The sequence below is a fragment of the Pseudomonas sp. B7 genome (assembly GCF_016735645.1).
In the GTDB taxonomy this organism is placed as follows: domain Bacteria; phylum Pseudomonadota; class Gammaproteobacteria; order Pseudomonadales; family Pseudomonadaceae; genus Aquipseudomonas; species Aquipseudomonas glycinae.
The window spans coordinates 79975-93324 of sequence record NZ_JAERRE010000010.1 but is presented as its reverse complement, the minus strand read 5'-3'; the positions used below and the strand labels follow the sequence as shown (position 1 = coordinate 93324).

Annotated in this window: 11 protein-coding genes; all 11 read left to right on the top strand. The window is 61.5% G+C overall.

Going from position 1 to position 13350, the window contains the following annotated elements; all coding sequences use genetic code 11:
• On the top strand, positions 1-1748 hold a 1748-nt coding region (locus JKA62_RS21855), incomplete at its 5' end, for a calcium-binding protein (protein WP_269117476.1).
• Positions 1749-2003: 255 nt separating this feature from the next.
• Entirely contained in the window at positions 2004-2777 is a 774-nt protein-coding gene (gene rfbF / locus JKA62_RS21850) for a glucose-1-phosphate cytidylyltransferase (RefSeq protein WP_011333025.1), read from the top strand.
• Positions 2759-3841 (top strand): CDP-glucose 4,6-dehydratase, encoded by a 1083-nt coding sequence (gene rfbG / locus JKA62_RS21845; protein ID WP_011333026.1) that lies wholly within the window; start codon positions 2759-2761, stop codon positions 3839-3841. Before rfbF ends, rfbG begins: the two co-directional genes overlap by 19 nt.
• Complete coding sequence (gene rfbC / locus JKA62_RS21840; protein WP_007958330.1) at positions 3838-4398, top strand: dTDP-4-dehydrorhamnose 3,5-epimerase; 561 nt, start codon at positions 3838-3840, stop codon at positions 4396-4398. Before rfbG ends, rfbC begins: the two co-directional genes overlap by 4 nt.
• Positions 4395-5621: a class I SAM-dependent methyltransferase gene (locus JKA62_RS21835; protein ID WP_201819403.1), complete on the top strand. Its 1227-nt coding sequence runs from the start codon at positions 4395-4397 to the stop codon at positions 5619-5621. Before rfbC ends, JKA62_RS21835 begins: the two co-directional genes overlap by 4 nt.
• A complete protein-coding gene (locus JKA62_RS21830) occupies positions 5618-6739 on the top strand; it encodes a DegT/DnrJ/EryC1/StrS family aminotransferase (protein ID WP_011333028.1) in 1122 nt (373 codons plus the stop codon). Before JKA62_RS21835 ends, JKA62_RS21830 begins: the two co-directional genes overlap by 4 nt.
• Positions 6736-7401: an acetyltransferase gene (locus tag JKA62_RS21825; RefSeq protein ID WP_041475175.1), complete on the top strand. Its 666-nt coding sequence runs from the start codon at positions 6736-6738 to the stop codon at positions 7399-7401. The genes JKA62_RS21830 and JKA62_RS21825 overlap by 4 nt, the downstream gene beginning before the upstream one ends.
• Before the next feature lie 30 nt (positions 7402-7431).
• Complete coding sequence (locus tag JKA62_RS21820; protein WP_011333030.1) at positions 7432-8160, top strand: cephalosporin hydroxylase family protein; 729 nt, start codon at positions 7432-7434, stop codon at positions 8158-8160.
• Between the two features lie 51 nt (positions 8161-8211).
• Positions 8212-11136: a glycosyltransferase family 2 protein gene (locus JKA62_RS21815; RefSeq protein ID WP_201819400.1), complete on the top strand. Its 2925-nt coding sequence runs from the start codon at positions 8212-8214 to the stop codon at positions 11134-11136.
• Between the two features lie 29 nt (positions 11137-11165).
• A complete protein-coding gene (pseB, locus tag JKA62_RS21810) occupies positions 11166-12167 on the top strand; it encodes a UDP-N-acetylglucosamine 4,6-dehydratase (inverting) (RefSeq protein WP_011333032.1) in 1002 nt (333 codons plus the stop codon).
• The gene (gene pseC, locus JKA62_RS21805; RefSeq protein ID WP_201819397.1) at positions 12164-13321 is read left to right on the top strand and encodes a UDP-4-amino-4,6-dideoxy-N-acetyl-beta-L-altrosamine transaminase; all 1158 of its coding nucleotides are present in this window, start codon (positions 12164-12166) and stop codon (positions 13319-13321) included. The genes pseB and pseC overlap by 4 nt, the downstream gene beginning before the upstream one ends.
• Positions 13322-13350 lie beyond the last annotated feature (29 nt).

Genomic DNA, 13350 nt, shown 5'->3' with positions numbered 1-13350 from the left:
CGGGCGATGTCTATAACAGCATCGAAGCGATTGCCGGCTCGAAGTACAACGACACGTTCTTTGCTGACAGCCGAGTGTTTGCTTTCGACGGTGGCACTGGCTTCGATACGGTCGACTATTCAACCTCAGCCGAGGCCGTCAATGTCGAGATTCGTCCGGGCACCAGCTTGGCGGGAACCGGTGGCGATGCGCAGGGCGATACCCTGACCAACATCGAAAAAGTCGTCGGCTCGGCCTTCAACGACACCTTCACCGCCGCGGCTATCAGCTACGCGACTTTCGAGGGCGGTGCCGGTGATGACATCTACTACGTCAACGGCGGTGGCGTAACGATCATCGAACAGGCGGGTGGTGGTAACGACGAAATTCGCGTCAGCTGGAATACCCACACGATGGCAGCCAATGTCGAGCGCATGACCTACACCGGGACCGTTGCGTTTACCGGTTACGGGAATGCCGGCGACAACATCATGACCGGTGGTATCGGCAACGATGTGCTGTATGGCGGTGGCGGTGCCGACCAGTTCATCGGCGGTGCGGGCATGGACACGGTGTCCTATGACGACAGTACCGCAGGCGTCAGCATCAACCTGAAAACCGGTGTCAGTACCGGGATTGCGATGGGCGATACTTACAACAGCGTCGAGGCAATGACGGGCTCGAAATTCAACGATGTCTTCGTTGGCAGCTCTGTGGCGCTCGCAATCAACGGGGGACTCGGCCTGGATATGGTCAGCTATGAGTCCTCGGACAGCGCGGTCACCATCGACCTGAAAACCAACGCCAACGCCGGCGATGCAGCGGGCGATACGTTCGCCGGGATCGAGATTTTCCAGGGCAGTCGTTTCGCTGACACGTTCCTCGGTTCGACCGCCAACGACAACTTCGTTGGCGGAGCAGGTGCCGACGTGTTCGACGGTCGTGAAGGCATCGACACGGTGTGGTACGCCAACAACACCACCGCCGTGAATATCAACCTGCAGACCGGCGTCAGTCAGGGTGGCGATGCCGAAGGCGATGTATTCATCAATGTCGAGAGTCTGATCGGGACAAGCTTCAATGACACGCTGACCGGCAATGCTGCCGCCAATGGTCTGGAGGGCGGTCTGGGTAACGACGTCATTTATGGCGGAGACGGCAACGATGTCATCTATGGCAGCCTGTACACCCCGCTCGGACCGTTCGCTGTGAATGTTGCAGCGGGTGGGCCGCAGGCCGACCTTCTGTATGGCGGCAATGGCAACGACACCATCGTTGCAGCGCCCGATGACCGTGGCACCCAGGCCTTTGGTGAAGCCGGCAATGACACCATTACCGTGGTGTATGGCATGGCTGACGGTGGTGAAGGCGACGATCTGCTGACCGGCACTGGCGCCGGCTTCTCGCTGTTCGGTGGAGCGGGTGCTGACAAATTGCTTCTGCAGGGGCCCGGCTCGGCGTTCGGCGGCGAGGATAATGACACCTACACCGTCAATACCTCGAGACTGGTCACCATTCAGGACAATGGCACCAGTTCCGGCGACAAGTTGATCCTGACGAACATCAGCGCTCAGCAACTGCTGCTTGATCGGGTCGGCAATGATCTGTTCCTGCATCAGTACAGCGTCTTCGAAGGTCAGACTCCGGAAGACGGCGTGCGACTGAAGGACTGGTTCGCCGGTTTCAACAATATTGAATATATCCAGACGTCTGACGGCAAGTACATCAACCTGCCAACCGGCAATGACGGGTTCGCCATGTTTGGCTGATCCGCCTGATTCGCTGAGATCGTTCAATCAAAGGGGTGAGGCCGGCAACGGTCTCATCCCTTTTTTTAAGGGCAGCTGTCCTGCCGACGCGCAGCCAGCGGAGCTGGCGCGTTTCCTGCAAGTCCCCCTCAAATCGCCATAAAACGAGCGCTCGCGGTCATTGCCCCTGCGCCCGTACCGGCAGAAAGGTTTAGCCAGAAGGCCGCAATGCGCAAAAAGCAGCGCGCAGCCCTGTGACGAACGAGAGGGGAGACCATGAAGGCAGTTATTTTGGCGGGTGGCCTGGGCACGCGCATCAGTGAAGAGTCGCACCTCAAGCCGAAACCGATGATCGAGATCGGTGGCAAGCCAATTCTCTGGCACATCATGAAACAGTATTCCGCCCACGGGATTCATGACTTCGTGATTTGCCTTGGCTACAAGGGCTACGCGATCAAGGACTTCTTCGCCAACTACTTCCTGCACACCTCCGACGTGACGTTCGACATGCGTGAAAATCGCATGGACGTTCACCAGAACTACAGCGAACCGTGGCGCGTGACGCTGATCGACACCGGCGAGGAAACCATGACCGGTGGTCGTCTGCGCCGCGCCGCACGCTATCTGGAAAACGAACAAGCCTTCTGCTTCACCTATGGCGACGGCGTCTCCGACCTGAATATCAGCTCGCTGGTGGATTTCCACCTGACTCACGGCAAGTTGGCGACAGTCACCGCCGTACAACCGCCGGGCCGCTATGGCGCGCTGGATCGTGACGGCGACCGGGTTCTCGGTTTCACGGAAAAACCGCGCGGTGACGGTGGCTGGATCAACGGTGGTTTCTTTGTGCTCTCGCCCAAGGTTTTGCCGCTGATCGAAGGCGACGAAACCTCGTGGGAGTCCGGCCCGCTCGACGGTCTGGCCGAGCGCGGCGAGTTGATGGCGTACCAGCACGAAGGCTTCTGGCAGCCAATGGACACCTTGCGTGACAAGAACCACCTCGAAGCCTTGTGGCAGAGCGGGGAGGCCCCATGGAAGCAATGGGACTGAGTCCGGAATTCTGGCGCGGCAAGCGGGTTCTGGTCACCGGCCACACCGGTTTCAAGGGCAGCTGGCTGACCCTGTGGCTGCAAAGCCTCGGCGCGCAAGTCAGCGGTTTTTCCCTCGATCCGTCGACCGAGCCGAGCCTGTTCGAACTGGCGCGCGTGAGCGAAGGCATCAACGACCAGCGCGGCGACCTGCGTGACCTCGGCGCCTTGCTCGAGATCATCGCTGACACCGAGCCTGAGATCGTCCTGCACCTGGCGGCCCAGCCGCTGGTGCGTGAAGGTTATCGCGATCCGCTGGGGACTTATTCCAGCAACGTCATGGGCACCCTCAATCTGCTCGAAGCGATTCGTCAGGTCGGTTGCGTGCGGGCCTGCGTGCTGGTGACCACCGACAAGGTCTACGCCAACAAGGAATGGCTGTGGCCGTACCGCGAGGACGAAGCCCTCGGTGGTCACGATCCTTACAGCAGCAGCAAGGCCTGCTGCGAGTTGCTGGCGCAGTCTTACGCGGCATCGTTCTTCCCGGCCGACAAGTACGCCGAGCATGGTCTGGCCCTGGCCACCGCGCGCGCCGGCAACGTGTTGGGTGGTGGCGACTTCGCCCCAGAACGGCTGATTCCCGATGTACTGAAAGCCTGGTCGGCCGACGAGCCGGTGACCTTGCGTTACCCGCAAGCCGTGCGCCCGTGGCAGCACGCGCTGGAGCCGCTGGCCGGCTATCTGCAACTGGCCGCCGGGCTCTACGAACAAGGCCCGGAGTACGCCGGCGCGTGGAACTTCGGTCCGGGCGAGGCGGACATGTGCAGCGTCGGTGAAGTGGTCGAACTGCTCTCCAACCGCTGGCCTCAGGCCCGTGGGCTGCGCCTCGAAAAGAGCGACCTGCACGAAGCCGGTCTGCTGCGCCTGGACAGCAGCCGCGCCCGTCAGGTGCTCGGCTGGCAACCGCGCTGGACGTTGCAGCAATGCCTGACCCAGACCCTCGACTGGCACCTGGCGTGGCAGAACGGCGACGACATGCGCACCGTGACCCTCGGCCAACTGAACCTGTACCGGGGCGCGCTGTGAGCGAGTTTTCCTTGAAACCGTTGCCGCTGGCCGGGTTGTTCAGCGTCCAGCACAAGCGCTTCGAAGATCAGCGCGGGCACTTCGCCCGTCTGTTCTGCGAAGGCAGCCTGAAAGCGTTCGGCAGTGAATTTCACATCCGCCAGATCAACCATTCCTGCACCCGCGAGAAGGGCAGCGTGCGCGGTCTGCATTACCAGAACGCCAATGCGCCGGAAGCCAAGTTGATCACCTGCCTGCGAGGTGAAGTGTGGGACGTAGCGGTAGACCTGCGCCCGGACTCGGAAACCTTCCTGCACTGGCACGCCGAGCACCTGAAGGCCGGTGACGGTCGCAGCCTGTTGATTCCGGCCGGCTTCGCCCACGGTTTCCAGACCCTCACTGAAGACGCCGAACTGCTTTACCTGCACAGCGCCGATTACGCGCCGGAGCACGAGGGCGGTCTGTCGGTGAACGATCCACGGCTGGCGATCGCCTGGCCGTTGCCTGTCAATAATTTGTCAGCGCGTGATTCCAGCCATCCCGCGCTCGATCAACACTTTGCTGGAGTGCGTCTATGAACTGCCGTGGGTGCGCCGCACCGCTGAGCTTGCCGCTGATCGACCTCGGCACCTCGCCACCGTCCAACGCCTACGTGCACGTCGATCGGCTGGAGCAGGCCGAACAATGGGTGCCGCTGAAGGTCGCCGTGTGCCAGCAATGCTGGCTGGTGCAGACCGAGGATTACACCTCTGCCGACAGCCTGTTCGACGCCGAATACGCCTACTTCAGTTCGTTCTCCAGCACCTGGCTGGCTCATGCCGAGCGTTATGTGGCCGAGATGGTCGAGCGCTTCGGCCTGACCGCCGACAGCCGCGTGGTGGAAGTCGCGGCCAACGACGGCTACCTGCTGCAATACGTGGCCGGTCGCGGCATCCAGTGCCTGGGCGTCGAGCCGACCCGCAGCACCGCGCAGGCGGCACGGGAAAAAGGCCTGGAGATTCGTGAACTGTTCTTCGGTCGCGACACCGCCGCCCAGCTGAAAAGCGAAGGCTGGGCCGCCGACCTGATGGCCGCCAACAACGTGCTGGCCCATGTGCCGGACATCAACGATTTCCTCGGTGGTTTCGCCACGCTGCTCAAGCCGACCGGCGTCGCCACCTTCGAATTCCCGCAACTGCTGACGCTGATGGCCGGCGCGCAGTTCGACACGCTGTATCACGAGCACTATTCCTACCTGTCCCTGACCGCCGTGCAGACGCTGTGCGAGCGCAACGGCCTGGAAGTGTTCGACGTCAGCCAGCTGACCACCCATGGCGGATCGCTGCGGGTGTTCGTCCAGCGCAAGGACGGTTTACGCCGCGCCGTGCAGCCAGCGGTGCAGCAGCAGTTGCAGGCCGAGCTCGACGCCGGGGTGAAAACCACCGGGTACTACGCGACGCTGGCGCCTGCCGCCGAAAACATCAAGCACCAGCTGCTGCGCTTCCTGTTGCAGGCCAAGGCCGAGGGCAAGCGCGTGGTCGGTTATGGCGCGGCAGCCAAAGGAAATACCTTGCTCAACTTCGCCGGTGTGAGGACGGATCTGCTGGCCTGGGTCGCCGATGCCAACCCGCACAAACAGGGCAAGTTCCTGCCGGGCAGTCGCATTCCGATCGTGGCGCCCGAGCGCATTGCGCAAGAGCGGCCGGACTACATTCTGGTTCTGCCCTGGAACCTGTTGAGCGAAGTGACGCAACAACTGGCCGAAGCCAAAACATGGGGTGCACGCTTTGTCGTCGCCGTTCCGGAGTTGAGCATTCAATGAGCAGAATTCACTACACCAAACCCAGCGTCGGCGAACTCGAAGCGCAATATGCCCTGGATGCCGTGCAGAACGGCTGGGGCGCGCGCTGCTACGAATACCTGACCCGCTTCGAGCACGGTTTTGCCGAGCACCTGGGCGCGACCTACGCCATCGCCACCTCCAGTTGCACCGGAGCCCTGCACATGGGCATGGCGGCGCTGGGCATCGGCGAAGGCGATGAAGTGATCCTGGGCAACACCAACTGGATCGCCTCGGCGGCGCCAATCACTTATCTGGGCGCCACGCCGGTGTTCGTCGATGTGCTGGCCGACAGCTGGTGCCTCGACCCGCAGCAGGTCAGAAACGCGATCAGCCCGCGCACCAAGGCCATTCTGGCGGTGCACCTGTACGGCAATCTGTGTGACATGGATGCCTTGCTGGCCATCGGCAAGGAATTCGGGATTCCCGTGATCGAAGATGCGGCCGAAGCCATCGGTTCGCAGTGGCGCGGTCAGGCGGCTGGTTCGATGGGAGCCTTCGGTGCTTTCTCGTTCCACGGCACCAAGACCATGACCACCGGCGAGGGCGGAATGTTCGTCACCTCGGACAAGGCCTTGTACGAGCGCGTGCTGACCCTGTCCAACCACGGTCGCGTGGCGGGCTGCACCAAGCAGTTCTGGCCAGAGTTCGTCGGTTTCAAATACAAGATGAGCAACCTGCAGGCGGCCGTCGGTTGCGCGCAGGTCGAGCGGATCGAAGAGTTGATCGCGCGCAAGCGGGCGATCTTTTCCAACTATGCGCAGGCGCTGGAAGGCGTACCGGGCGTGTCGCTCAATCCCGAGCCGGCTCACGGGCGCAACGGTTACTGGATGCCGACCGTGGTGTTCGATGCCGACACCGGTATCCATCGCGACCAGTTGATCGCGGCTTTCCAGGCGGCTGACATCGATGCCCGGGTGTTCTTCTGGCCGCTGTCGACGTTGCCGATGTTCAGCGGGCACAACGTTGACACCCCGGTGTCATTCGCCCTGCCGGAGCGCGCCTTCAATCTGCCGAGCTATCACGACATGACCGACGCCGATCAGCAGCGCGTCGTGCAAGTGGTGCTGGACATGTTGGCAGGCAGGCCCGCGCTGTGAAGATGTATCTGCTGGGGGCCGCCAACCCGGAAGCGGTGCGCATGCTGCACGCGGTCAAGCGCAGTACGCCGAATGTCGAGTTCGCCTTTCTGGACAACGATCCGCGCAAGCACGGCACGCTGTTTTACGGGGTGCCGGTGGTGGGTGGTTCGGAGCGGGTCGCCGAGCTCAATGGCCCGGACGTGCGCTTCGTCAATCTGATCACCGGCAGTACCCGGTTACGCTACGAAACCACCTGTCAGTTGGTGGAGGCAGGGGCGAAGCTCGGCCAGTTCGTTCATCCCGGTATCGACCTGAGCATGATCCGCATGGGGCAGGGCAGTTACCTGCAGGAAGGCGTGTTGATGCAGGCCGAAGTCGAACTCGGCGACAACACCAGCATCAGCGCCGGTAGCGTCGTGGGGCATGAAGGGCGGATCGGCCATTCAGTGTTCATGGCGCCGGGCGTGTGCATCGCCGGCTGTGTGGAAATCGGCGACGGTACGTTTATCGGTACCAACGCCACGATTCTGCCGCGCCTGCGCATCGGTCGCTGGGTGACCATCGGCGCCGGCGCTGTGGTGACAAAGGACGTCCCGGATTTTTCGGTCGTGGTGGGCAATCCCGCCAGGATCATCAAGACCAACACCGTGCCATACCCTGACGCCAGGGTGTTCAGGTAAGCCGTTTTCCCGAATTTTTGGAGAGTCGCAATGAATCCACATGAGCAGTTTCGCGAAGAAGTAAAAGCCAACATCGAAGGCCTGCAACAGGACAAGGCGCTGCAAACCGAGTCTCTGGATTGGGTCGGCACTACGGCAAAACACAAGTACACCTACAACTTCAGCTGGATGGGCCGGCCGATCATTCAGTTCCCGCAGGACATGGTCGCCATGCAGGAAATCATCTGGAACCTGCGTCCGGACATCATCGTGGAAACCGGTATCGCCCACGGCGGTTCGCTGGTGTTCTACGCCTCGATCCTCGAGCTGATCGGTCACGGCGAAGTCCTGGGCATCGATATCGACATCCGCCAGCACAATCGCGAAGCCATCGAAGCGCACCCGATGTTCAAGCGGATCAGCATGATCCAGGGTTCGAGCATCGACACCGCGATCGTCGACCAGGTGCGCGAACGCGTGCAGGGCAAGAAAGTGCTGGTGGTGCTGGATTCCAATCACACCCACGAGCACGTCCTCGAAGAGCTGCGTCTGTACGCACCGCTGGTGTCGGTGGGCAGCTACTGCGTGGTCATGGACACCGTGGTCGAAGACATGCCGCAAGACGCCTTCCCGGATCGTCCGTGGGGCAAGGGTGACAACCCGAAAACCGCTGTGTGGGCTTACCTGAAAGAGAGCAGCGATTTCGAAATCGATCAGGCCATTCACAGCAAGTTGCTGATCACTGTCGCGCCGGATGGCTATCTGCGTCGCGTTCGTTAATCGACAAAAACAACGTTGAGTTTTCGGCGACTCGTCGCTTGTGGGGAATTTATGCAAGGCAAGAACAGTTCTGGACACGGTTTGGCACTCAACGAACAGTTGACCGTTGTGCTGATATCTCACGAACGCCCGGCGTTTCTGCGCAGGGCCGTGCGTTTCTACAGCACCCTGCCGTGCAGGATCCTGGTGCTGGATTCTTCGGCCGAGGCACAACCGGACATGCTCGGGCAGTTTGCCAACGTCGACTACCAGCACTTGCCGCAGTATGGCTACTGGGGCATCCGCGCCAAGCTGGCCTACGGTGTCGAGCAATTGCAGACGCCGTACATGGTGTTTGCGGCGGACGACGACTTCCTCGTGCACGATGCCTTGCATGAAGCCGTCGCCTTCATGAATGCCAACCCCGATTACAGCCTGTGCCATGGCTACAGCATGATGTACCTGTCGCTGGCCAACAGCGTCAGCTACTACCGTCGCGACAAGAAGGTCTGCGAGGACTACTCGGCCGATCTCGCCCAGGATCGCCTGATCGACTACATGTATCAGTACCTGCCGCCGTTCTATGCCGTGCAACGTACGGAGATTCTGCGCGACTGGTATGCGGCCATGCCGCAAGACACGATCTTCCAGTGGCAGGAAGTCGGTCACACCTACTACATGCTGGCGCGGGGCAAGGCGCGGATTCTGCCGATCCCGTACGTGGTGCGTGAGCTCAACTATCAGCACTCCGACCACAACACCGAGATTTATCACTCGCTGGCCTACACCGACGCCAGGCACGTCGCCGAACGCGAAGCCTTTGCCGGTTTCCTTGCCGGGTTGCCGACCCAGGTCAAGCATCAGGATCCGGAGCAGGGCAAACAGTTCGTGCTGGATAGCTTCGAAGCACTGGCCGACAGCCTGCGCGCCGGTCGCGCGTTGACTGCCGAGCTGGTATTCGAGTCGGCCTGGACCGATATCGAGGCGGGCCCACAGCGCCGTTTCGGCCCGAAACAGTACGTCGAGATGCCGTTCTACAATCAGGCGTTCTTCGATCAATTGACCCAGTTCGAATTCCTGCTGCACTCGATGCCGGCAGGGCGCCTGCAGTTGCAAGGCCTGGAAGGCATCTGGGCGCGCCAGCAGAACCTGATGCTGGCCCGCAACAACGACACCCCGGAAAGTGTGGTCGACCGTTTGTGGCAGGCCCACGACAGCAACGTGTTCAACCGCCAGGTCATCACGCGTCTGATTGACCAGTTGCAATCAATGGGCGAAGAAGAGGACGCGCAAAAACTGCGCGACTGGATCGCGCGTCTGCAAGCGACCTCCCTCAAAGGCAACGATCAGGCATTCGGCAAGATGAGGACCGGTCGCCTGCTTGAATGGCTCGCGGCGCGTCAACCGGATGCCGGACAGGTCGAGGCTATCGCCGGTCACCTGGCAGCCCACGATGGCGGTCCGCAGTTCGGCATCTTCCTGCTCGATCTGGACAACGACATCGACAAGTTGCAGATCACCCTGGACAGCCTGCTCGAAGGTCACAGCAAGGCCTTCAAGGTGGTGGTGTTCACCACGGGTGAGCCGCCGGCCGCGACCACTGCGCAAAACACTTTGCACTTTGTCCGGGTCTCGCCGAGCAATTTTGTCGACAAGCTGAACCTGAGCGTCAATCAGTCGCCGTGCGACTGGCTGTTGCTGGCCGAAGCGGGCGACGAGTTCACCGCCGGCGGTCTGTTGCGCGCCGGTCTGGAGCTGGCGTCTGCCGACGGGTGCCGCGCGGTGGCCACCGACGAAATCCAGCGCACCGCCGATGGCGCACTGGTGGATGTCTTCCGTCCGGGCTTCAACCTCGATCTGTTGCAAAGCCTGCCGGCACTGATGGCACGGCACTGGTTGATCCGTCGTGAAGTGTTGATCGAGGCCGGTGGTTATCAGGCCGACTTCAGCAAGGCGCTGGAATTCGATCTGCTGCTGCGCATCATTGAGCAAGGCGGTCTGGATGGCCTGGCTCACCTTGACGAACCGCTGTTGATTGCCGGTGCTTCGGTGCTGGAAGAAAACGCCGATGAGCGTCAGGCGCTGCTGCGTCACCTGGGCAATCGTGGTTACAAGGCGAAAATCACCTCGTCGAAACCGGGCACTTATCAGGTCGACTACCGTCACGGCGAACAGCCATTGGTGTCGGTCATCGTGCCGGCAATCGATGATCTTCCTGCGCTGCAGCGTTGCATCGAAGGCGTACTGCTGCGAACCCGCTACACCCGCTATGAGGTGTTGATCGCCGCAGGTTCCAATCTGTCCGCCGCGGTCAATGACTGGCTGGGCACACTGCAGCACGCCAAGGTGCAGGTCTTGCGTGCCGATCAGCCACTCGGTGCTGTGGCGCTGAGCAACGCCGCCAGCCAGCAGGCGCAGGGTGAATACCTGGTGCTGATGGCCGCCGACGGTGAAGTGGTCAATCCGAACTGGATCGAGTCGCTGCTCAACCATGCCCAGCGTCCGGAAGTCGGCGTGGTCGGTGCGAAACTGGTGGACCGCGATGGCAAGATCGCTCAGGCCTGTCTGATTCTGGGGCTGAACGATGGTGTCGGTTCTGCCTTCATCGGTGAGAAACATGACGCCGAGGGCTACATGCAGCGTCTGGCCGTGGATCAGAACTACTCGGCGGTGTCGGGCATCTGCCTGATGATTGGCAAAGCACTGTTCAATGCGCTGGATGGTCTGGATGACGCGCAATTTGCTGACGGCTTCAGCGATGTCGATCTGTGCCTGAAGGCGGGTGAAGCCGGTTTCCTCACCGTCTGGACGCCGCTGGTTCAGGTCATCCATTCGGGCGAGGTGCCGCAGGCTCCACAGGCACTGCAAGCGCTGCGTGAAAAATGGTCCGGCGCTTTTGCCCGGGACACGGCGTATAACCCGAACCTGAGCCTGAGCGGCAAAGGTTTTGTTCTCAACGAAAGTGCTTCGCTGGACTGGGCGCAGTTGCTCGCCTAAGCCTTCGCACAGGGAACAGGATTCAAGACATGTTCAACGGTAAATCGATTTTCATCTCCGGTGGCACCGGCTCGTTCGGGCGCAAGTTCATCGCGCGCCTGCTGGAGCAATACCAGCCCAAGCGCGTGGTGGTGTTTTCCCGGGATGAGCTCAAGCAATACGAAATGCAGCAGACGTTCAACGCGCCGTGCATGCGTTACTTCCTCGGTGACGTACGCGATGCCGATCGTCTGCGCCAGGCCATGCGCGGCATCGATTACGTGGTGCATGCCGCGGCGTTGAAGCAGGTGCCGGCGGCGGAATACAACCCGACCGAATGCATCCGCACCAACGTCAACGGCGCGGAGAACATCATCGCCGCCGCCATCGACAACGGCGTGAAGAAAGTCGTCGCGCTGTCCACCGACAAGGCCGCGAGCCCGATCAACCTGTACGGCGCCACCAAGTTGCTGTCGGACAAGCTGTTCGTCGCGGCCAACAACATTGCCGGTGAACAGCAGACGCGTTTTGCCGTGGTGCGCTACGGCAACGTGGCGGGCTCGCGCGGGTCAGTGGTGCCGTTTTTCAGCCAGCTGATTGCCGATGGCGCGACAGAACTGCCGATCACCGACGAGCGCATGACCCGCTTCTGGATCACCCTCGATCACGGCGTGCAATTCGTGCTCGACAGCTTTGCGCGGATGCACGGCGGTGAAGTGTTCGTGCCGAAGATCCCGTCGATTCGTGTGGTCGATCTCGCGCGTGGCATGGCCGAGCACCTGCCGCACAAGAACGTCGGCATCCGTCCGGGCGAGAAGCTGCATGAACTGATGGTGCCGCTGGACGATGCACGGATGACCCTGGAGTTTGCCGATCACTACACGATCCAGCCGTCGATTCGTTTCACCAGCGTCGACGTGGATTTTGCCGAGGACAAACTCGGCGAGCGTGGCGTGCCGGTCGGTGAAGATTTCGAGTACCGCTCCGACACCAACCCGCACTTCCTCTCGGTGGGGCAGATCGCCGACCTGCACGCGAAGCTGTCGGTATGATTCCCTACGGCCGGCAAAGCCTCGACCAGACGGACATCGACGCGGTGGTCGAGGTGTTGCAGTCCGACTGGTTGACCCAGGGTCCGACCATCGAACGCTTCGAGCAGGCGATGGCCGAGCGTTGTCAGGCCGATTTCGCCGTGGCAGTGTGCAACGCCACGGCGGCGCTGCACATTGCCTGTCTCGCGGCGGGGCTGGGAACGGGCGACCGCTTGTGGACCACGCCGAACACCTTTCTCGCGTCGGCCAACTGCGGCCGTTATTGCGGTGCCGACGTTGATTTCGTGGACATCGATCCGCTGACCTGGAACCTCGATGCCGAAGTTCTGGCAAGCAAACTCGATGCTGCCGAACGCGACGGTACGCTGCCCAAAGTGCTGGTGGCAGTGGCGTTCTCCGGGCAGAGCTGCGACATGCGGCGGATTGCCGAACTGGCCGAGCGCTATAACTTCACGGTCATCGAAGACGCCTCCCACGCGGTCGGCGCCAGTTACGCCGGGCGCCCGGTGGGTTGCGGTGAATTTGCCGCGATGACCGTGTTCAGCTTTCATCCGGTGAAGATCATCACCAGCGCTGAAGGCGGCATGGTGCTGACCAATTGCCCGCAACTGGCCGAGCGCCTGCAACGCCTGCGCAGCCACGGCATGACCCGCGATCCGCAGCAGATGACCGAACCCAGCCACGGCCCGTGGTACTACCAGCAGGTCGAACTGGGTTTCAATTACCGGATCACCGATCTGCAAGCCGCGCTGGGCCTGTCGCAGTTGGGCAAACTGGACGAGTTCATCGCCCGTCGCCGGGAGCTGGCCGCGCGTTACGACCGCTTGCTGGCGTACTTGCCGGTGACTGTGCCGAGCCTCCAGCCGGACGCCGAATCGGCCTGGCATCTTTATGTGGTGCGTTTGCAGACCGAACGCATCAGCCTCAGCCACCGTCAGGTGTTCGAAGGCTTGCGCGCCGCCGGCGTCGGCGTGAACCTGCACTACATTCCGGTGCATTTGCAGCCGTACTATCGTGACCTGGGTTTCTCCGAGGGTGACTTCCCCGAAGCGGAGCGTTATTACGCCGAAGCGATCAGCCTGCCGCTGTTTCCGTTGCTGAGCGATCAGCAGCAGGATTATGTGGTTGAGCAATTGCGTCGGTTGACTGAATGATTGCCGCCACGGCGGTGGATGGAAAACGG